The organism is Flavobacterium litorale (assembly GCF_019613795.1).
GTDB lineage: Bacteria > Bacteroidota > Bacteroidia > Flavobacteriales > Flavobacteriaceae > Flavobacterium > Flavobacterium litorale.
The window spans coordinates 1914087-1936567 of record NZ_CP080429.1 but is presented as its reverse complement, the minus strand read 5'-3'; the positions used below and the strand labels follow the sequence as shown (position 1 = coordinate 1936567).

19 protein-coding genes and 3 tRNA genes are annotated in these 22481 nt (G+C 35.8%); 19 read left to right on the top strand and 3 right to left on the bottom strand.

The genetic code is table 11. The features are described 5' to 3' along the window. Positions 1-47: 47 nt before the first annotated feature. The 14 genes from tsaD (at position 48) to K1I41_RS08715 (ending at position 9867) form a co-directional block, all read left to right on the top strand. On the top strand, positions 48-1070 hold the full coding sequence (tsaD, locus tag K1I41_RS08780) for a tRNA (adenosine(37)-N6)-threonylcarbamoyltransferase complex transferase subunit TsaD (protein ID WP_220641844.1): 1023 nt from the start codon (positions 48-50) through the stop codon (positions 1068-1070). 4 nt (positions 1071-1074) lie between these two features. Beyond that, positions 1075-1782 (top strand): 16S rRNA (uracil(1498)-N(3))-methyltransferase, encoded by a 708-nt coding sequence (locus K1I41_RS08775; RefSeq protein WP_220639986.1) that lies wholly within the window; start codon positions 1075-1077, stop codon positions 1780-1782. Positions 1783-1933: 151 nt separating this feature from the next. After that, positions 1934-2572, top strand: coding sequence for a DUF4159 domain-containing protein (locus tag K1I41_RS08770; RefSeq protein WP_220639985.1), 639 nt, complete (start codon positions 1934-1936; stop codon positions 2570-2572). Continuing rightward, positions 2572-3084: a TrmH family RNA methyltransferase gene (locus K1I41_RS08765; protein ID WP_220639984.1), complete on the top strand. Its 513-nt coding sequence runs from the start codon at positions 2572-2574 to the stop codon at positions 3082-3084. Before K1I41_RS08770 ends, K1I41_RS08765 begins: the two co-directional genes overlap by 1 nt. 61 nt (positions 3085-3145) lie before the next feature. Next, complete coding sequence (locus K1I41_RS08760) at positions 3146-4237, top strand: AI-2E family transporter (protein WP_220639983.1); 1092 nt, start codon at positions 3146-3148, stop codon at positions 4235-4237. A 1-nt stretch (position 4238) separates the two neighbouring features. After that, positions 4239-5414 carry a THUMP-like domain-containing protein gene (locus tag K1I41_RS08755; protein WP_220639982.1) on the top strand — a complete coding sequence of 392 codons (1176 nt, stop codon included), beginning with the start codon at positions 4239-4241 and terminating at the stop codon, positions 5412-5414. A 4-nt stretch (positions 5415-5418) separates the two neighbouring features. Next, on the top strand, positions 5419-5994 hold the full coding sequence (locus tag K1I41_RS08750) for a hypothetical protein (protein ID WP_220639981.1): 576 nt from the start codon (positions 5419-5421) through the stop codon (positions 5992-5994). A gap of 135 nt (positions 5995-6129) precedes the next feature. Beyond that, positions 6130-6213: transfer RNA gene (locus tag K1I41_RS08745), tRNA-Ser, on the top strand. A gap of 8 nt (positions 6214-6221) precedes the next feature. Further along, positions 6222-6296, top strand: a tRNA-Pro gene (locus K1I41_RS08740). Positions 6297-6329: 33 nt separating this feature from the next. Next, positions 6330-6403: transfer RNA gene (locus K1I41_RS08735), tRNA-Arg, on the top strand. A 136-nt stretch (positions 6404-6539) separates the two neighbouring features. Continuing rightward, positions 6540-6905 carry a DoxX family protein gene (locus K1I41_RS08730; protein WP_255566904.1) on the top strand — a complete coding sequence of 122 codons (366 nt, stop codon included), beginning with the start codon at positions 6540-6542 and terminating at the stop codon, positions 6903-6905. 38 nt (positions 6906-6943) lie between these two features. Then, on the top strand, positions 6944-7567 hold the full coding sequence (locus tag K1I41_RS08725) for a chromophore lyase CpcT/CpeT (protein ID WP_220639980.1): 624 nt from the start codon (positions 6944-6946) through the stop codon (positions 7565-7567). Between the two features lie 209 nt (positions 7568-7776). Next, positions 7777-8958 carry an acetyl-CoA C-acyltransferase gene (locus K1I41_RS08720; RefSeq protein WP_220639979.1) on the top strand — a complete coding sequence of 394 codons (1182 nt, stop codon included), beginning with the start codon at positions 7777-7779 and terminating at the stop codon, positions 8956-8958. Between the two features lie 147 nt (positions 8959-9105). Then, entirely contained in the window at positions 9106-9867 is a 762-nt protein-coding gene (locus K1I41_RS08715; protein ID WP_220641842.1) for a C40 family peptidase, read from the top strand. Between the two features lie 103 nt (positions 9868-9970). Here the strand turns inward: K1I41_RS08715 and K1I41_RS08710 are convergent, their stop codons facing one another. Beyond that, positions 9971-10924, bottom strand: a complete 954-nt coding sequence (locus K1I41_RS08710) for a class I SAM-dependent methyltransferase (RefSeq protein ID WP_220639978.1) — start codon at positions 10922-10924, stop codon at positions 9971-9973. Positions 10925-11217: 293 nt separating this feature from the next. Here K1I41_RS08710 and K1I41_RS08705 point away from each other — a divergent pair, with 293 nt between their 5' ends. Further along, positions 11218-11832, top strand: a complete 615-nt coding sequence (locus K1I41_RS08705) for a carboxypeptidase-like regulatory domain-containing protein (protein WP_220639977.1) — start codon at positions 11218-11220, stop codon at positions 11830-11832. 89 nt (positions 11833-11921) lie between these two features. Here the strand turns inward: K1I41_RS08705 and dnaK are convergent, their stop codons facing one another. After that, the gene (gene dnaK, locus K1I41_RS08700; protein ID WP_220639976.1) at positions 11922-13826 is read right to left on the bottom strand and encodes a molecular chaperone DnaK; all 1905 of its coding nucleotides are present in this window, start codon (positions 13824-13826) and stop codon (positions 11922-11924) included. A 460-nt stretch (positions 13827-14286) separates the two neighbouring features. Between dnaK and K1I41_RS08695 the strand changes: the two genes are divergently transcribed. The 3 genes from K1I41_RS08695 to K1I41_RS08685 all read left to right on the top strand — a co-directional run bounded on the left by K1I41_RS08695 (position 14287) and on the right by K1I41_RS08685 (position 17228). Further along, positions 14287-14679, top strand: a complete 393-nt coding sequence (locus K1I41_RS08695) for a response regulator (protein WP_220639975.1) — start codon at positions 14287-14289, stop codon at positions 14677-14679. Positions 14680-14847: 168 nt separating this feature from the next. Beyond that, the gene (locus tag K1I41_RS08690; protein WP_220639974.1) at positions 14848-16818 is read left to right on the top strand and encodes a sensor histidine kinase; all 1971 of its coding nucleotides are present in this window, start codon (positions 14848-14850) and stop codon (positions 16816-16818) included. Further along, a complete protein-coding gene (locus K1I41_RS08685; RefSeq protein WP_220639973.1) occupies positions 16815-17228 on the top strand; it encodes a response regulator in 414 nt (137 codons plus the stop codon). The genes K1I41_RS08690 and K1I41_RS08685 overlap by 4 nt, the downstream gene beginning before the upstream one ends. Before the next feature lie 65 nt (positions 17229-17293). On the opposite strand, the gene K1I41_RS08680 is transcribed toward K1I41_RS08685, so the two are convergent. After that, on the bottom strand, positions 17294-19795 hold the full coding sequence (locus tag K1I41_RS08680; RefSeq protein WP_220639972.1) for a M14 family zinc carboxypeptidase: 2502 nt from the start codon (positions 19793-19795) through the stop codon (positions 17294-17296). Between the two features lie 224 nt (positions 19796-20019). Between K1I41_RS08680 and pheT the strand changes: the two genes are divergently transcribed. Beyond that, complete coding sequence (gene pheT, locus K1I41_RS08675) at positions 20020-22443, top strand: phenylalanine--tRNA ligase subunit beta (protein ID WP_220639971.1); 2424 nt, start codon at positions 20020-20022, stop codon at positions 22441-22443. Positions 22444-22481 lie beyond the last annotated feature (38 nt).

The following is a 22481-nucleotide window of genomic DNA, read 5'->3' as shown; positions in this document are numbered from 1 at the left end:
TGAGGGTTGCCAAGCCTTTTTTTAGATTTCAAATACCATGCCTAATGATGACAGAAAAACCTTTATATATTTTAGCCATCGAAAGTTCGTGCGATGATACTGCTGCTGCTGTACTACAAAACGCTAAAGTACTTAGTAATGTTGTAGCACGGCAAGCCATACACGAAGAGTATGGCGGTGTAGTACCCGAATTAGCATCGCGAGCGCACCAGCAAAACATTGTACCTGTTGTAAATGTTGCGCTGAAAAAAGCAGGCATAACCCGATCGGAACTTAGTGCTATAGCCTTTACACAAGGACCTGGATTAATGGGGTCGTTATTAGTAGGGAGTTCATTTGCCAAATCGTTAGCATTGGCGTTAAACGTTCCACTTATAGCTGTAAACCACATGCAGGCGCACATATTAGCCCATTATATTGATGAAGATGGGTATAAAAAACCTACATTTCCGTTTTTAGGAATGACCATTAGTGGAGGACATACACAAATTGTAAGAGTAAACGATTATTTTGATATGGAAGTAATTGGCGAAACTACCGATGATGCTGTAGGCGAAGCCTTTGATAAAAGTGCAAAAATACTAGGTTTACCCTACCCTGGCGGACCATTAATTGATAAATACGCCAAAGAGGGCAACCCAAAAGCATTCCTGTTTACCAAACCAAAAGTAGCAGGGTTAAACTTTAGCTTTAGCGGATTAAAAACACAAATACTTTATTTTGTACAAAAAAATGTAGCTGAAAATCCTGACTTCATTGCTGAGAATCGTAACGATATTTGTGCCTCCATACAACATACCATTATTAACATCCTGATGGATAAGTTGAAATTAGCTGTAAAAGAAACAGGCATTACACAAATTGCCATTGGCGGAGGCGTATCGGCAAACAGTGGCATTCGTAACACGCTTACAGAAGCACAAACCAAATACGGTTGGACGTGTTACATTCCGAAATTTGAATATACTACTGATAATGCTGCCATGATTGGTATAGTGGGCTACCACAAATACCGTGAGCAACTTTTTAACGATTCGGCTGTAGTATCTAAAGCCCGAATAGCATTTTAATAGTATGCAGTTATTTTACAACCCCGATATTAGCAATGCCGATGCTTTTTTTACGTTTGACAGAGAGGAAAGCCGACACATTATAAAAGTACTCCGTAAAAAAGAGGGCGATACCATATACCTTACCAACGGAAGGGGAAGCCTGTTTGCTGCCGAGATAACTTTTGCAGCCGATAAAAAATGTACAGTTGCCATTACTACCGAGCAAACATCGGAGCCACTACCCTATTACCTGCACTTGGCCGTAGCTCCTACCAAAATGAACGACCGTTACGAATGGTTTTTAGAAAAAGCTACCGAAATAGGTATTAGCGAGATTACCCCTATTATTTGCGACCATAGCGAACGTACCGTTTTTAAAGCCGACCGTTTCGAGAAAATAATACAAAGTGCCATGAAGCAATCGTTACAGTATTATTTACCCAAACTAAATGCACCTATTGCCTTTAAAGATTTTATAGATAAAGAGCAGAATGGCTTGCAATTTATAGCCCATTGTGAGGAAACCAGTAAAAAACTCCTTAAAAAGGAGTTGCAACCTCAGCAAAAAACCACAATACTGATAGGACCTGAAGGCGATTTTTCTGCTAAGGAAATAGAAATAGCATTAAAACGTAACTATATACCCGTATCGTTAGGGAATACACGCCTACGCACCGAAACTGCCGCCATTGTAGCAGCACATAGTGTAGCGTTTGTTAATGAAGATTAATAGTTTGTTGTAACAGATTGCTACGTCGTTCCTCCTCGCAATAGCAATAATCTTATAGTATAGTCATCGCGAGGCACGAAGCGATCCAAATACCAATACAGCAATTATAAATAGCTTTCCTTATATTTACAATCATAATTTAACTCAGTAAATGAAAAAACTAGTATACATACTATTGCTAAGCCCTGCCCTACTCATGGCGCAAGAAATAGCGGTGCTAAAATACTCGGGCGGTGGCGACTGGTATGGTAACCCAACCTCGTTACCTAATTTAGCTAAATTTTGTAACCAGAATATCAATACCAAACTCAATTCAAAAACGGCAACGGTTGAAGTAGGTAGCCCCGACCTTTTTTCGTACCCCTTTGTACACATGACGGGGCACGGAAATGTTGTATTTAGCGATAACGATGTTACTAACCTGCGTAATTACCTTACATCGGGTGGTTTTTTACATATTGATGATAATTACGGTATGGATAAATACGTACGTAAGGAAATACAAAAAGTTTTTCCTGATAACAAATTAGTACAAATACCTACCAACCACGAGATATTTAAAGCGCCTTATGCTTTTCCGAAAGGAATGCCTAAAATACACGAGCACGACAATAAACCAGCAGAAGCTTGGGGTATTTTTATTGAGGGCAGACTGGTGCTTTTATACACTATAGAGAGCGACCTTGGCGATGGCTGGGAAGACCAAGAGGTACACAACGACCCTATTGAGGTGCGCGAAAAAGCACTAAAAATGGGTGCAAACATTATTAACTACGCTTTTACATATTAATGGGGCAGCAACTTAGCCACAACCAAACACCTTTTAGTAAACATACGTTTCCAATAACGTTAGTTTGCGATGGTATTACTTACCAACCCAATATAGGTTCGTTATTCCGTATTTGTGACGCTTTTGGTATACAGAAAATTATTTTTATAGGTAAAGATTTGGCACTTACCCCTCGTAAAATAAACCGAACATCGCGAAGCACACATTTACACATTCCGCATACGGTAGTGCAAACTACAGATGAAGCAGTAGCATACCTACAAGAAAACCATTACGAGTGTATTGGTTTGGAGATTACTAATAATAGTAAGCCATTGCACCAAGTAACTGTAAACCCTAAAAAGCCCATAGCCCTTATTGCAGGTAGCGAGGTTAACGGCATTAGCAATACTATTTTACAAACCGTACAGCAAACCGTACACATAACAATGTATGGCGAAAATAGTAGTATGAATGTGGTAAATGCTGTAGCTTTGGCACTTTACGAAATTACACGTAAAATGCAACAATAATAAATCACGTTAATTCAATTAGCGATATTTTTCATACATTCGATACTGAAACAAACACACCATGATTACATCTAAAACTATAGCAAACGGAATATTACGGGCACTTGCAATTGTTGTTGCATTATACCTATTACTCATGTTTGTATATAAAATACAATCGGTAATAACCTACATTTTCATAGCTATTTTACTTAGCATGATGTCTAACCCTATTATAGCATTTTTAAAAAATAAACTAAAGTTTCCGCATATAGCTGCGGTAATTACCGCCTTAGTACTGTTTGTATGTATAATGGCTGGCTTTATAATGCTTTTTGTACCTTTAATAATAACACAAAGTGAAAACCTATCGCTTTTAGATACTGTGAAATTAGAACAGGATGTTACTAACCTAATTAATCAGGTAAACACCTACTTTTCTAACCACGATATTGATACAGAGCAACTTGTTAAAGAAGCAGATCTTACCTCTAAATTAAATTTCAATTTTATTCCCGAATTTATAGATTCATTGGTTGGAATTCTTAGCGGATTTGGTATTGGCTTTGCATCGGTCTTATTCATTACATTCTTCTTTCTGAAAGATCAAAAACAAATGGATACAGCATTTAGAAAACTACTTCCTGATGCACATGAGGAGAAAATACTAATCTCCATTCGTAAAATAGACAATCTGTTAAGTAGGTACTTTATAGGGTTATTTCTGCAAATAACAGTGCTATTCATATTGTATCTCATTGTATTACTCATATTTGGTGTACAAAATGCCCTAATTATAGCCTTTATAACCGCTTTACTCAATATAATCCCCTACATAGGTCCGTTAATTGCAACCGTGTTAGTAATAGTACTTACTATGCTTGGGCTTATGGGGCCTGAAACACAAGGCGAAATGCTATCTACAACGCTATACGTTGTTATTGGGTACAGCATTGCACAGGTAATCGATAATAACGTGAGTGCGCCTATCATTTTCTCCAATAGCGTAAAATCGCACCCACTAGAAATTTTCTTGGTAATACTTATTAGCGGATTGGTATTTGGAATATTAGGTATGATTGTAGCCGTGCCTATTTACACCGCCATAAAAGTAGTAGCAAAAGAGTTTTTACCTAAAAATGCTTTTGTAAAAATGCTGACAAAAGATTTATAGTTTGAATCCTGATTTATTAGCACCCGAAATACAGCAGTATATTATTGAGCATACGGGCGAACCTATACAGCAACTCGCACTAAAAAAAAATCCATTTACTACGGTAGCATGGCGCGAAATAGTTAGCCAAATAGCATCTCGGCAAAAAGCAAAAGATAAACTCCCAACATGGTACAATACCAATGGCATTATATACCCCGAAAAAATATCGGTAGAGCAAACTTCATCCGAAATAGCAGCACAATATAAAGCAGAATTGATTTCGGGCGAAAGCCTCATCGACCTAACGGGTGGTTTTGGTATAGACGATTACTACTTTGCAAAACGCATAAAAAAGGTTACGCATTGCGAAATGAACACAGCGCTATCTGCTATAGTAGCTCACAATTTTAAAGTATTACCTGTTACCAATATTAAATGCATAGCAGGCGATAGTACAGCAACCTTAAAAGATTTAGGACAGCAACACGATTGGATTTACGTAGACCCATCGCGCAGGAGTGATAGTAAAGGGAAAGTATTTTTATTAGAAGACTGCCTACCCAATGTACCCCAATTACTCAATTTTTATTTTGAGTATACCAATAAAATAATGATAAAAACGGCACCCTTGCTGGATATTTCGGCAGGGTTATCAGAATTATCAGCAGTAAAAGCCATACATATTGTAGCAATACATAACGAGGTTAAAGAGCTGCTCTGGATTTTAGAAAAAGGTTTTAAAGGCACAACAACTATAAATGCAGTAGCAATAACAAAAGAAGAAACCAAAACGTTTAAAACAACCATTAATAACAATGCAGTAGCTACCTATGCCCTACCCAAACACTATTTATACGAACCCAATAGTGCCGTAATGAAATCGGGGGCGTTTACTGCTGTAAGTGCACAATTTGGTATTGATAAGTTACACCAGCATTCGCAACTATATACATCTGATAAATTAGTAGCATTTGCAGGACGACGCTTTATCATTCAAAATACCATACCCTACCAAAAAGCAGCAATGAAAGAGTACGTTTGGGGTAAGAAAATGAATGTAACTGTAAGAAACTTTCCGCTAACGGTTACCGATATAAAAAAGAAGTGGAAAATTAAAGATGGTGGCACAGTATACGCCTTTTTTACTACCAATATGCAGAACGATAAAATTGTATTACTTTGCGCCAAAATTTAAACAAATGAAACAGCTTTTTATATTATTCCTCATAGCTTTTAGTATAACTGCTACTGCACAAATGGATTGCGATTATAGTATCGAGAATACAGAAGAAGGCTCGGAACTTAAAACAACTACTGATTATTTGATGTACGAGAAGGTGTTTGGTGGTACTTCGCAATTTATCTTCTTTTCGCTTAGCAACAGTAATGGTACACCTGTTCTCAACTTTCAGTTATTGGCAAAAAGCAAAGGATTTCCGCAACTGTATTGCCTCGATAAAGCATCCCGAATATACCTACAGCTTACTAACGGTAAAGTATTAACACTTATAAATGCGTTTGACAAAAAATGTGGTGATTTGATGTATGATGAAACTGAGAAAAATAACATTAGAGTATTATCCAGTAGTTTTTTATTTACAAAGGGCTCGTTAGAGGAACTCGAAAAATCGACAATAACATTTATTAGAGTGAAATATACTACCGAGATGGTGGACTACCCCATACGTGCAAAATTGGATAGCGAAACCATGCAAAAGCAATATTTCCCCGAAAAATATTTTATGTATTACTTAAAATGCATCAAACAACAATAATTGTAGCATATTGAGTATTAAATACTTTAAATAAAGGTTATAAAAAAAATCAAAAAACCTTTAAAAATAGTTGCAGTTATTAGAATAAATAAGTTACATTTGCAACCGCAAAAAGGGTAAGCCTTTGCGCAAAAAGGAGAGGTGCCGGAGTGGTAACGGAGCAGATTGCTAATCTGTCGACGGGCAACCGTCGCCAGGGTTCGAATCCCTGTCTCTCCGCTTCTTTTCGGGGTGTAGCGTAGCCCGGTCATCGCGCCTGCTTTGGGAGCAGGAGGTCGCAGGTTCGAATCCTGCCACCCCGACTAAAAAGAACTATTTAAATCTTAACGATTTAGGGTCGCATAGCTCAGCTGGATAGAGCACCTGCCTTCTAAGCAGGCGGTCGCAGGTTCGAATCCTGCTGCGATCACGATTTAAAAGCCTTGAAAAATCAAGGCTTTTTTATTTTCAATACTTCCCTAAAATTTATTTCAATACATTTACTTTAATAAAATGGATTCTCCTATAGTTAAAATCTCAATGTAAACAGACTTCAATTGCTGTAAATGATGAAAACAAATAAAATTATCTATTGGATTGCTACTAGCCTAATGTGCTTACTTTTTTTGTATAGTGCATCCATGTATCTTTTAAAGTACGAAATGGTAAGTGGCTTTTTCGTAAATCTTGGCTTCCCAACGTGGCTAATATACCCATTAGCGCTATTAAAAATTGCTGGAGTAATTACCGTATTAACCAAATGGTCGCACTTTTTAAAAGAGCTAGCTTATGCAGGCTTTCTGTTCGATGCTATTTTAGCATTAGCTGCACACCTAATGGTTAAGGATGGCGCACACATAACAGCAGCCATAGGCATTATACTTATAGCTGTTTCGTGGTATTTTGATAGGAAAGTATATCCAAAACAATAAATAGCACCAAACATTTCAAAACATAAAAAATACAATACATGAAAAAAATTTACTTTACACTTTTAATTGGACTAACTGTATTTTCGGGTATTGCCCAAAACACAAGCAATAAAAACGAAAAACACCTAAAGGAGTTATTAACCATAATGCAAGGTAATTATACATCAGAGAAACAATCTGTTGCCGATACTACCTATTATAATATCTCATTACGTATGGTTCCTATCTGGGAGAATCGAGAAGGGAATTACATTTATGTAGAACAAGCATTATATACAAAACAAGATAAGCCTTATAGGGTTCGTATTTACAAAGTATCGCATTATGGTAATGATGCCTTTATTAGCGATATATATACCATTAAAAACGAAAAAGAATGGATTGGTAAATGGGGTACTCCCGAAGCTTTTGATGCACTACCATTAACCAACATTACTTTAAAAGAAGGTTGTGGCGTAGTATTAAAACGCGTTGCAAAAAATAAATTTGTAGGTGCTACAGGAGAAAAAACTTGTAAAAGCGAGTTATATGGTGCTAGCTATGCAACATCGGAGGTAACGGTACTACCCAACCAGATTATATCATGGGACAGAGGTTTTGATGATGACGACGAACATGTATGGGGTGCAGAAAAGGCAGGTTATATTTTCGATAAATTATAATCGTTCTCTCCCTCACAGCAAAACACACCTAGTTTCAAAATTAGGTGTGTTTTGTGTTTTAATACTGTTGACATCCGTTTTCTAAAGAGCACAAAATATTCGTCATTCTCAAAAAGTTGCGGTGTTTAATCATTATTTTTGAATACTTTATTTCAATACGAAATAAAAATCATTAATTTCGCAATATCAACAAACAAAAGCAGATAAAAATGAGTAATAAAAAAGTAGTAATCGTTTCGGCTGTACGTACGCCAATAGGTAGTTTTATGGGTGCATTATCAACAGTACCTGCTCCAATACTAGGTGCAGCAGCCATAAAAGGTGCATTAGAAAAAATAAACCTTGATGGTGCTATGGTAAACGAAGTTTTGATGGGTAATGTAGTACAGGCTGGCGTGGGTCAGGCTCCTGCAAGACAAGCGGCAAAACATGCTGGGCTTCCAGACCATGTGAGTGCCACTACCGTAAATAAAGTATGTGCATCGGGTATGAAAACCGTTATGCAAGCAGCCCAAAGCATTATGTGCGGCGATGCTGATATTATTGTAGCAGGTGGTATGGAAAACATGAGTCTTATCCCGCATTACACACACATGAGAAACGGTAGCAAATTTGGTCCTGTTTCGATGATAGATGGTATGCAGAAGGATGGACTTAGCGATGCTTACGATAATAACGCTATGGGTGTTTGTGCAGACCTTTGTGCTACAGAATATAATGTTACAAGAGAAGAGCAAGATGCCTTTGCAGTACAATCGTACGAGCGTTCTGCTAAAGCTTGGGATGCTGGTAAGTTTGATAACGAGGTTGTTCCTGTAGCAGTACCACAACGTCGTGGCGAACCTGTTATGGTTACTAAAGATGAAGAATATACTAATGTAAAATTAGAGAAAATACCTGCACTACGCCCTGCGTTTACAAAAGAGGGTACAGTAACGGCAGCCAACGCATCTACTATAAACGATGGTGCAGCCGCATTGGTATTGATGAGCGAAGAAAAAGCAAACGAACTTGGCATGAAGCCATTAGCCTACATAAAATCGTATGCTGATGCAGAACAAGAGCCAAAATGGTTTACCACATCGCCCGCCAAAGCATTACCAAAAGCATTAGATAAAGCAGGTATTACTAAAGATGATGTTGACTTTTTTGAATTTAACGAGGCATTCTCTGTAGTAGGTATTGCAAACACCAAAATATTAGGTTTAGATGCCGATAAAGTAAACGTAAATGGTGGAGCGGTATCGTTAGGGCACCCATTAGGATGTTCTGGTGCCAGAATTATCGTTACATTACTTAATGTATTAGAACAAAACAATGCCAAAATTGGTGCAGCAGCTATCTGTAATGGTGGTGGTGGTGCATCGGCAATTGTTATTGAAAGAGCATAAACTTGTTATTAACTTAGGTTAAAACAGCAATAGTATTTGGCGTTGCTTCAGAATTAACTACTATATTTGTGGTTTTACGATGAGGCAACGCCAATTTTTTTGTTGCGCACCAATACAAAAACAAAAAATAAACAGTTAATTATAATGATGTTTGGTATTTGTAACCTTGCTATTGTACCCCTTCGGTTGGAGCATTCTGACCAAAGTGAAATGACATCGCAAGTATTATTTGGAGAACATTTTAAAGTTTTAAAGCAAAACAAAAAATGGTCGTATATTCAGCTAGCATTTGATAGCTATACTGGATGGATAGATAACAAACAATACAAAGCAATATCCGAAGCAGATTATAATCAACTGGAAAAAGTTCCTGCCGTATTAAATGCTGATTTAATAGAGTATATAACAGCACCTAACAATCAGTTGCTTGCTGTACCCATAGGCACATCATTATCATTTTTAGATAACTCCAATATAAATACCGAAAATTATAGTTTTGAAGGCTTAAAAACTACAGGGGTAACCAGTAAACAACATTTGTTGCGTACCGCCTTTATGTACCTTAACGCACCCTACCTTTGGGGTGGTAAAACCCCTTTCGGGATAGATTGTTCGGGCTTTACACAAATGGTATATAAACTAAACGGTTATAAACTGCTACGCGATGCATCGGAACAGGCAACACAGGGTGAGGCATTAAGTTTTATTGAGGAAAGTGAACCTGGCGATTTAGCTTTTTTTGATAACGAGGACGGTGCAATTATACATGTAGGCATTATAATGGAAGATAACTACATTATACATGCGCATGGTAAAGTTCGTATTGACAGGCTAGACCATTTGGGCATTTACAATGTTGATACACAAAGGCATACGCATAAACTGCGCGTTATTAAAAAAGTAATCTGATTGATGTAAGGCAACTTATTTTTAAGATGTACAACTTATACCTAAAATGGCTATAGCATAATCAAGGTAAGATAATTGTGGGAATTTAATTCAATAGTTTAAATTATTTTTTGCTGATGAATAACGCAATTGAATCTCCATCCTTGCTATTATTCAGCTTATCAGCCTTCATCTTATAATCTGATATATCATTTTTAGAGAAAATCGATTTTTTGGGGTTTATAGCATACGATTTATCATCCATCAATGGAATATCTCTACTATATTGCTCACTTCCCCAAAACTGAAAATCCGATGAGTCATAGATTATATTATCAACTTTTAAATTTGCATTTTCAGTAAGTATATCGATACTTTTTAAAGAGTGCAGAAAAAAATGTCTAGGAGCATCTAATTGTACCCAATTTTCACGATAATGTTGCCAAGCATACGAAGAAGAAGTAGGAATCCGTATAAGGCAAACCCCTTTTTCTGTAAGCAAATTAGCTATAGATTTTAAGGTATCTAAAGGGTCAGACATATGCTCAAAAGAATGGTGAAGCATAATTAAATCCCATTTACCCTCTGTTTCGTGAATTGTCTGCTTAACAACCCGAACACCATTAGGATACTCTATACTATTTTTTATAAAAGGATCTACACCTAAAACTTTTTCAATGCCAATATCTTTTAAATCACATAAAAAACGTCCGTCTCCACATCCCAAATCTATTATTGATGTTTTTTTTGTGATTGGTAAGTGTGAAAGAATACGAAAAACGTTATTAGGAAAATAATTGTATACTATTTTACCTAGATAGCTATTATTAAAAACAGCAAATTTATTTCGTTCTTTCTTAATTAGGTTTTTAATGAAACCTCCAGAGTCTTGATTAGATGAAAAACTATAGTAATCTGTTGGATAATGTGGCGACATATCATTTGGAATTGTTGCTATCTGCAAACATTCGCATTGATTGCATTGAAAGTATTTGAACTTCTCCCTTGATCCAAACATCATCTCTCTTGCCTCGTATGTTTTATTATTATCCGTATTTTCACAAACCCTACAGGTCATACATAAAATGTTTTATTGTTATAATTTAATTTTCAGAATATTTTATATACCTAACTTTAAGTTTACAAACATAGCCATATAATTCTGAAAAGTGGGTATAGTTGATTTCAATATTAAGTATTATATTTAATTAAATGATGTACTCCTATACAGTATTTAATACTTATATATTGAACTCATTTTTTTTGTGAGTTTATTAATTAGAAAAAAGCATATCTTCAATATTTAACTATATTTGGTTTATGCCAATACAAATAACAATACCCAAACCTTGCCACGAAAACTGGGAAAAAATGACACCTAAAAAGGGGCGTTTTTGTGCTTCCTGTCAGAAACAGGTACATGATCTTACTAATTCATCTGATAGGGAAATTGCCAGAATACTGAATAAAGAAAAATTAGTATGTGGACACATTAAACTTGAACAATTAAATCGTGACCTAATTATACCCAAAGAAAAAAAGAGTTTATGGTTAGCGGCAGGCGCAACAATAGTATCTTTTATCGGGATTGGTACAAATGATGTTTGGTCACAAGAAACGATACAAACAGAAGTACACGAAACTAATGGCAAAACAAAAATAAAAAATGTAGAAATTGTTCCTGAAAAAGACAATATTATTACTGGTATAGTTTCAGATCAAGTAGGAATGATTCCAGGAGCTACAGTAATAAATAGAACAACTCATCAAGAAACTCAAACAAATATCGATGGTAAATTTACAATTAAAGCGGTAAAAGGAGATATGATTGAAATAAGCTATGTTTCATTTTCAACAGAGCAAATAGTTATAACCGAAAAGACAAATTATAACATATCTCTTGGAGTTATTTTGATAGGAGAAGTAATTATAGAAAGAACATTTTTTGGACGTATTTTCTACTGGATGGGTAACATATTTAGATAGAGGTTAAAATAGGTAAAAACAAAAAACGCTCCGCAAATTGCGGAGCGTTTTTCTATTATCTATAATCTCTTATCTAAAAATCTAGAAGATTATTTTACTTCTTCAAAGTCAACATCTTGTACTTCATCGTCAGCAGCACCTTGCTCTCCTTGAGGCTGTGCTTGTTCTGCACCACCTTGAGCACCACTTTCTGCTTGTGCTTTATACATTTCTTCCGATGCGTTTTTCCAAGCTTCGTTTATCTTGTCAAGTGCAGGCTGTATGGTAGCTACATCTTTAGTTTCGTAAGCCTTTTTAAGCGCTTCCAATGCTTCTTGTATGGGTTGCTTATTAGCATCTGATAATTTATCACCAAACTCAGCAAGTTGCTTTTCGGTTTGGAAAATCATACCATCAGCCTCGTTTAGCTTATCAACTTTCTCTTTTGCTTCTTTATCTGCTTCAGCATTAGCCTCCGCTTCGCTACGCATTCTGTCAATTTCTTCCTGCGTTAATCCTGAAGAAGCCTCGATACGGATATCATGCGATTTACCTGTTCCTTTATCGGTAGCTGATACCTTAATGATACCGTTGGCATCAATATCAAACGTTACCTCAATTTGTGGTACACCTCTTTGTGCTGGCGGAATACCATCTAGGTGGAAACGCCCGATAGTTTTGTTATCTGTAGCCATTGGTCGTTCACCCTGTAGTACATGTATCTCTACTGATGGCTGATTGTCTGCTGCTGTAGAGAATACCTGCGATTTTTTGGTAGGTATGGTTGTATTGGCTTCTATAAGTTTCGTCATTACACCCCCCATAGTTTCAATACCTAATGATAGTGGCGTAACATCTAAAAGTAATACATCTTTTACATCGCCAGTAAGTACACCACCTTGTATTGCTGCTCCAATAGCAACAACCTCGTCTGGGTTAACTCCTTTTGATGGTTTTTTACCAAAGAATTTTTCTACTTCATCCTGTATTCTTGGCATACGTGTAGAACCTCCTACTAATATTACCTCATCAATATCTGATTTTGATATTCCTGCATCTTTAAGTGCTTTCTCGCATGGTAACATTGATCGTTTTACAAGCTCGTCTGCTAGTTGCTCAAATTTAGCTCTTGTTAATGTTTTTACTAAGTGCTTAGGTCCAGATGCTGTAGCAGTAACGTATGGCAGGTTAATTTCGGTTTGTGTAGAAGACGAAAGCTCAATTTTTGCTTTCTCAGCAGCTTCTTTCAAACGTTGTAAAGCCATAGGGTCTTTACGTAAGTCAATACCCTCTTCACTGTTAAATTCGTTAGCAAGCCAGTCAATAATTACTTGGTCAAAATCATCACCACCAAGGTGCGTATCACCATTTGTAGATAGTACTTCAAACACACCATCGCCTAACTCTAGTATAGAGATATCAAATGTACCACCACCAAGGTCATATACAGCAATTTTTTGGTCTTTACCAGCCTTATCAAGCCCGTATGCTAGTGCAGCAGCAGTAGGCTCGTTAATAATTCTTCTTACTTTAAGTCCTGCAATTTCTCCAGCCTCTTTAGTAGCCTGGCGCTGTGCATCGTTAAAGTAAGCTGGTACAGTAATTACTGCTTCTGTTACAGTTTGCCCAAGATAATCTTCGGCAGTTTTTTTCATTTTCTGGAGGGTCATTGCACTTAACTCCTGTGGTGTGTATAAACGACCATCGATATCTACACGAGGCGTATCATTATCTCCTTTTATAACTTTATAAGGTACGTTGCTTACTTCTTTACTGCTTTCTGAGAATTTATTTCCCATAAAACGTTTTATAGAAGATATTGTTTTTGTAGGATTGGTCACCGCCTGTCTTTTTGCAGGATCACCAACCTTGATTTCTCCGCCTTCAACAAAAGCAATTACTGACGGGGTAGTTCTTTTTCCTTCAGCATTAGAAATTACCACTGGCTCTCCACCTTCCATAACGGATACACACGAGTTGGTTGTTCCTAAGTCAATTCCGATTATTTTACTCATTTGTCTAAAAGTTTTATTTCTGAATTTGTTATGTTTCTATTTAAACTCGCTTACTAATAGTCAATCACTATGCCAACCAACTAAAACATTATGAAATGACAGTTTTATATGACAAGCTGTCATTTTTACATAAAAGGACACCTTAAATTTTAATAAATCGTTAAATTATTACTATATTTATGTGCGGTTTAACTTATATAATACCATATTATTTGAAAATTAATACAGAAATGATTATTTTATTAAAATATTGATTTTTAACGATGTTTTTTAATTATATTTTAAATACAACATGGTGCTTTTATAAATTTTAAGCTGTTGGGCTTTTGTAGCTTATTTTCGAATTCGGGGAATTCTCTATTTATTATTGTTTAATGTAATACATATTCTAATTAGGTATATCAAACCTTAGCAATAGGAATGATACGCGTACGTACAACCGATAGTAATTTGTTGTAGCATGAAAAAGCAAATTAGTTACATAATGTTAGTTGATGATAACAAAATTGATAACTTTTTTCATGAAAGAGTTATTAATAAATACTATACGAGCATAAAAGTTATTGTTAAAGAGTGTGGTGCAGAGGCATTACAGTACCTCTCGGATACTACTAATAGAAAACCTGACTTTATATTTTTAGATATTAATATGCCCGAAATGAATGGTTGGGAATTTTTACAACATTATCAAAAACTAAACATACCAACGTCTAACAGTTTAATTGTTATTATGACCAATCCCTATAGCCAGTACTATCAAAAATCGAGAATGTTACCTAAAGGAATAAAATTTCAGTTTGGAGAAAAACCTATAACCAAAGAGTTACTGGATGTGTTTTTTGATGATACGTAAAGCAAAGATTGAAGCCCTATTTTTTTCCATTCATCGATAAATATAAACAACTTAACTATACTAAAGCTCGCTTCAGCGACTTTTAATTATTTACTCCACTATATAATAGTACATTAAAGCTATTTTATATTGTTATACAACACCTCCCTTACACCAACTAATTTATTTATGAAAAAACTATTATCAGGCGAAAGAATAAAACTCTCCAACTTTCTTTCTTTAATTGTACTACTAGTTACCAGCTTAGTAATTTTAGGATGGTTTTTACATGTTCCTTTATTAAAAAGCGTAAAGCCCGATTACATTTCGATGAAATTTAATACGGCATTATGTTTTATACTAACAACCATATCAATACTAATATCACTTAATAAACCTCGATACTTTAAAGATTTTGCAGTACTACTACATATTATTGTTTTTACAATTGCAGCAGTATCCTACTCGCAAGAATTGTTTTCGTTTAACGCTGGCTTAGACGAATTTTTTATATTGGATAGAGAAGCTACCGCCGCCAGAGAAAAATATCCTGGTAGAATGTCGCCCATTACAGCCATACTGTTTTGTATAATGGCTGTAGCATTAAGTATAGAGCGGTATGCTAAAAAATATAAACTAATAGCCCAATACCTTTTCCACTTTGTAACACTAGTTGCCTTTATAGGTGTTATAGGCTACATATTTAATGCACCTCAATTTTATACTTTTTCGTTTGTTACCTCTATGGCAATACATACTGCAAGTAGCTTTCTCATTATTTCGCTCGCAGCATCATTAATCAATCCAAACTTAGGTATTAATGGTATTTTTCATGGTAAAAGTACCAGCAAAAAAGTAGCAAAACGCCTTTTTGTACAAATCTCGGCATCTATTATATTTTTTACCTACATACGCTATTTACTATCTTATAAATATAAATATATTGATAACGAGTTTAGTATTGTGGCACTAGTTATCTGTTTTGTATTAATTAGCTTGTTTATTATTAGGCAGGCAACCACTATTATTGAAAATGAAGACAAGGAACGAAGAATTGCTGAGGAGTACTTTAAACTGGTAGTAGAGTCGGCACCTAATGCACTTTTAATGTATGATAATACAGGCACAATAAAACTAGTAAACGTGCAAGCAGAAAAAATGTTTGGTTATAACAGAGAAATTTTTGAGGACAAAAAAATACAATTATTTTTACCAGAATTACTAACCAATGCCGAGATGTTAATAATTTTAAAAGATAAAGGTTCCTTAAAAAATATTAATATTCGAAGTGACAGTTTTGGTATAAAAAAAGATGGTACAAAATTCCCTGTAGAATTTGCACTAAACCCGATAAGACAAGGAGATGGTGTAATGATGATTTTAGCATCGGTTATGGATATTACCGAGCGCAAAAAACAAGAAACCATTATTAGCCAACAAGTTATAGAGCTACAACTTAAAAATCAGGAAATGGAGCAATTTAATTATATTGCTTCTCACGATTTACAAGAACCCCTACGAACAGTAGCTAATTATATAATGCTATTGGAAGAGGACTATAATGATGAACTTAGCGATGATGTTAAAGTACACCTAAAAACAATGAATTCTGCTATAACACGAATGAATCTTTTAGTACGTTCGTTACTTGACTTTGCCCGATTGGGGAGAGATAAAAAATTGATTCTTGTTAATACTGGCACCATTGTTAACGAAGTTATTACCGACTTGGGGAATCTAATAAAAAATGCAAACGCCACTATAACTATGGATAATGAACTGCCTATGTTTTCGGGTTACGAAACGGAGCTAAGGCAACTATTTCAGAATCTTATAAATAATGCCATAAAGTTCAGAAAAAAAGATTGCCCTGTAAAAATTAATATAGGGCACAATCAATACGGCGAATTACATGAATTTTATGTAAAGGATAACGGAATAGGTATAGAAAGTAGATATAATAAAAGAATTTTTGATATTTTTAAAACATTAAATAAAAATACTGATTTCGAGGGGCACGGCATAGGACTTGCAAATTGCAGAAAAATAGTAGAAATGCATGGCGGAAAAATATGGGTAGAATCTATAGTGGGCGAAGGAAGTACTTTTAAGTTTACAATAAGAAATAATTTTTACAATAGCAAAATCAAACAAAAATGAGACAAGTAAAATGCATCATGTTAGTTGATGACAATAAAAGTGATAATTTTTTTCATGAAAGAGTAATTCTAAAGTGCGGAGCTGCAGAAACTGTAATAGCAAAGGAGTGTGCCGAAGAAGCATTGAGTTACCTAAAAAATAAGGCTAATAATGATGCTGATCATCCTGATATTATACTATTAGATATTAATATGCCGGGTATGAATGGGTGGGAGTTTATTGAAGAATATGAAAAATTGGATAAAGATTTACAGTCTAAAATGATTGTTGTAATGCTAACTACATCAGAAAATCCTGATGATTATGCTATGGCTAAAAAACACGATATTCTTGCAGATTTTAAAACCAAACCGTTAACAACTGAAATGCTTGAAGATATTATGAAAAAATACTACGAGGCGATAAGCTAAAGCATTTTAGGTAATACTTGCCCATAAATATTATTTTTGCATGGGGATTAGGGATGATTAAAAGCCTAATCTACCAAAAATAATGCGTTACTAAATAGTAGATTTCCGTTTTCCCAAAATCCGCGGAATAACGGATTATCTACCATGTAAATTACCTGCCCGCTACCCTTTTGCTCTACGGCAAAGGTTACGGTTTGTGCTAACTTCTTTTTAAGCTTGTGTCCTATAAAACCATAACTTTTATAGTTTGTAGGAACATAAATTACATTTTGTATCCCTTTTACTAATTGGTAGTGTGAGGCACTTGTTTTTAGGCTGTAGTAACTAGTACCCAACCCGTAGGATAATGGATGGCTTGCATCGATAACATTTTCTACAATGGCACCAGATACAGCGTTAGAAATAGCCCTACGTTCAGAATTTCGATAATCTAAAAATCGTTCATTTAGCATTTCAGATTCTATTTCGGTTGTTACTTGGGTTTTATCATCGCCATCAGCAAATTTTGTTAGGCTATACCCTTCGGCATCCTCAAACAAACGGAGCGCACCACCTATGGCAATAACCTTTCCGCCATCGGCAATAAAAGTGGCAATAGTTGCTTGCTGAGGTTGCGTTAAATTATACCTGCCGTCTGGTAGTATAAGGGTATTATATGATTTGAAATCGATACGATTAAAATTTTGTATAGTAACAATACTCAGCGGATAATTAATAAGTTGCTCCATATAAAACCATGCTTGTCCAAAATCGGTGGGGCTAATGCCATTACCTGCAAGTAGCATTACCTTAGGGGCTTGCAATAATGTATAATATTCGCCACCCAAATCAGCTCCTTCAACAGAAAAACCACTTTCAACAACTTCAAAATCAGGTTTATCTGCTAAAAATACGTCCATTACACTTTCAAAGCTAGCAACATGCTTATTATCACTCTTAAGTACAATTAAATCGCCAGCAGCAACACGAATACCACTAAAAAGTGATGCCTTGCGAGCAGAGCGAACTTTAATTTTATTTTTATGCAATAAGGCTAGCACTTTTACCGATGCTCTGCCATTCCAAGGCACATAATAGGCATATACATTGTCATATTCCAATTTACCTTTATAGGTTACTTCTTGCTTTGTTTTTATATTAATAGTATTCTTTAAAGCATAGCTCTCTATACCATAGGCGTGTGGTAATGTCCAAGCCGTAATATCATACGATAAACTATCAGAAAGTCGCTGGTAAGGCTCAAAGAACACTTGTGCAAGTACCGATTTTGGCTGATTGGCTTTTATAATTAAATCGTTAGGTAGTATGGTAAAATCTTTATTACTATCGGACTGGTAATGGTAGCCTGACGCTTTTTTGGTAGCATCGGCGTAGGCATACTCTATTTTATTTACATCTAATAAATTGGTAAGCGCTGTTGTTTTTCCACTATGTTTTACCACATAACTTTTATACGCTCCTTTCGGATTTTTGGTACTTTCTTTAAAATAATTTCTAAAATTATTAATTAGTTTTTCTTCCTGCAAAAAAGCTGTTTCTACAGCAGTAAGTACTGCTTTTGTGTGGTGGTCAATTCTGTCTTGCAACGTTAATACATCACCATTACGCATCTCCACGGCACGACCAGCATTAATACCACCTTGCTCATACGTCATCCCTACTGCACCGTTAAAACAGGGGTACGTATCGCCGTAACTCGGGTAAAACAAATCAAAACGTTCACGAGTATAATAACTCCAGCCCTCGTTATCAAATTTTTTAGCCGTATTCTCTCCTATACTATTATGGAATTCCTTTTGGTATTGCGCAACAAAATCGTGTATTGGCTCAGCAGCAGGCGGAAAAAAGTACGGTTCGTTATAACCCATTTCGTGCACATCTACATGTACCATAGGCATCCATTGGTTATACAACGTTATACGTTGTTGCGTTTCGGGTTGTGTTTGCCAAGCCCAATCACGATTCAAATCGTAATTGTAATGGTTTTGCCTACCCCCTGGCCATGGCTCCATATGTTCTCTATCGCTTAAACCTGTATGCACGTCTGTACCTGCAACAGTACGTAACCAATTGCCATAACGTGCATAGCCATCGGGATTTAAACAAGGGTCTAAAATTACTATAGTATTTTTAAGCCATTGTTTCGTGGTTGTATTTTCTGGGTTAATCAACTCATAAGCCACCTGCATTGCACTTTCGGCAGCAGCCATTTCGTTACCGTGCACATTAAAGCTGAGCCACACAATAGCTTTATCGGTACTAATTTTAGGGGCATTTGCTAGCATTCCTATTTTATAAAGATGATTTTGCTGTATGGCTTCCAGTTGTTTTAAATTTTCTGGAGCAGAAATAAAGTAGGCATTCAAACTGCGCCCCTCTGGTGTTTCGCCGTAAGGTTTATGTATTATATGGTCTGATTGCGATGTTAGGTTTTCAAAATAGTCTTCTAATTGGTGGTAATAGGTTACATGTTCGCCGTAATTGGGTAAAAACGATGCTGGACTGGTTACTTGGCTGTAGGCAATACAAGTAAAAAGTACTATACTTGCTAGAAAAAGTTTTTTCATGAAAAGGTATTAAGGTTCCAAATGTAAGAATTTTGAAACTGCAATAAAAAACAAACTACAGTACACTATATTAGGTGTTTGGTTAAAGTAATTAACCAAAGCATAAAAGCGTATTGTAACAGGTGTGTTAATGTGGGGTGTATTTCATCTAAATAGTGCCGAATAGCACACTATTTTATCGGTAATTATTATCTTTGCTTGCTCTAAAAAAACAATATTACGAAATGCGTATATCTTACAACTGGTTAAAACAATTTATTAAATTAGACTGGACACCTGATGAAACTGCTGACTTACTGACTGACCTTGGACTTGAGGTTGAGGGAGTAGATACTTTTGAATCGTTAAAAGGTGGACTTAAAGGTATTGTTGTGGGGCACGTGCTTACGTGCGAACAGCACCCAAATGCCGACAGATTACGCATTACTACCGTAGATATTGGTACCGATGCTCCTGTGCAAATTGTATGTGGTGCGCCAAACGTTGCAGCAGGACAAAAAGTTCCTGTAGCTACTATAGGCACTACACTTTACGATAAGGAAGGAAAAGCATTCCAAATTAAAAAAGGTAAAATTCGTGGCGAAGAAAGCTTTGGGATGATTTGTGCCGAAGATGAGCTTGGACTTGGCGAAAGCCATGATGGTATTATGGTACTATCGGAAGATTTAAAAGTTGGAGCATTAGCATCGGAGTTGTTTGATATTGAAACGGATAATATTTTTGAAATTGGGCTTACACCCAACCGTGCCGATGCCATGAGCCATTGGGGTGTAGCGCGCGACTTGCGTGCTGGGTTAAATCAAAAAAATGTAAATACCGAACTTATAACACCATCGGTAAGTAATTTTAGGGTAGATAAACGTACTTTAAAAATGGATATTGATGTGGTAGATAGCAAACTTGTACCAAGATATTGTGGTGTTACCATATCGGGGATTACTGTTAAACCATCGCCAAAATGGTTACAAAACAGACTTAAGGCTATTGGGATAACCCCTAAAAACAATGTAGTAGATGTTACCAATTACGTTTTGCACGAATTAGGACAGCCGCTACATGCTTTTGATGCTGGAAAAATTAGAGGCAATAAAGTAAGTGTAAAAACACTAAAAGCAGGGACTAAGTTTGTAACCCTAGATGAGGTAGAACGCACGTTACATGAGGAGGATCTTATGATATGCGACGAGAATGGACCTATGTGTATAGCAGGCGTACTTGGAGGTAAAAACTCTGGTGTAAACGAAGATACAGCATCTATATTTTTAGAGAGTGCTTATTTTAACCCTGTATCCATACGAAAAACGGCTAAAAGACACGGTTTAAATACTGATGCATCATTCCGATTTGAAAGAGGTATTGACCAAACCATAACACCGTACGCCCTTAAAAGAGCCGCTTTATTGATACAGGAAACAGCAGGTGGCGAAATAACATCGGATATTATTGATTTTTACCCTAAAAAGGTAGAAGATCATACCGTATTCTTAAATTTTGAAAACGTAAAGAAAATAATAGGACAAGAAATTCCTGTTGATACCATAAAGAAAATACTCGTATCGTTGGACATTAAAATTAACTCAATGTCCGAAATTGGTATTGGGCTAGTAATTCCGTCCTACCGTGTAGATGTAGTTAGAGAAATTGATGTTATTGAGGAGATATTACGCGTTTATGGTTACAATAATATAAGCTTTACCAAGAAGTTAAATGCCTCAATGTCTAACGCTAAACGAACCGAAGATTATAAGCTGCAAAACATTATAGCCAACCAGTTAGTAGCTTTAGGCTTTAATGAAATGATGGCAAACTCGCTTACTACACCTGATTATAGTAAACTGTCGGATAATTTAAAAGAAGAGTTTAATGTTACGATGCTAAACCCGTTAAGTAACGATCTTTCGGCAATGCGCCAATCGTTACTATTTAGTGCACTAGAGGCAGTATCGTTTAATATTAACAGAAGGCGAGCTGATCTTAAGTTATTCGAATTTGGTAAAAGCTACCATAAGCTACCATCGGGGTACGATGAAAATAAGCACCTAACGCTAACGGTAACGGGTAACCGATTATCGGAAACATGGACACAGCCTCAAAAGGCTTCAGACTTTTTTATGTTTAAAGGTGTAACCGCTACAATATTGGAAAGGCTTGGTATTACCAAAATGAAAACGCAACCATTGGCTAATGATGTATTTGCAGAAGGGTTTGCTTACACCATTGGTAAGGAAACTATTGCTGAAATAGGCACAATTAAAAAATCAATATTAAAGGAGTTTGATATTAAGCAGGAGGTTTTCTTTGCCGATTTTAATTGGGGAGCAATTACTAAGCTTGTTTCCACCAAAATAAAATATGCCGAAATATCTAAATTCCCAGAGGTACGCCGTGATTTGGCTTTGTTGGTAGATACTGCTACTTCATTTGAGGATATTTATGCTATAGCAAGACAAACAGAAAAGTCGTTATTAAAAGATATTAATTTGTTTGATGTATACGAGGGTAAAAATTTACCCGAAGGTAAAAAATCGTATGCTATAAGTTTTGTGTTGCGCGATAATAACAAAACACTTACAGATAAGCAGGTTGATACAGTAATGAACAAAATAAAAACCAATCTAGAGAAAAATGTAAGTGCACAATTACGATAATTGTTTGCCACTTATAACAAACAAAAAAGCCTCGTAAA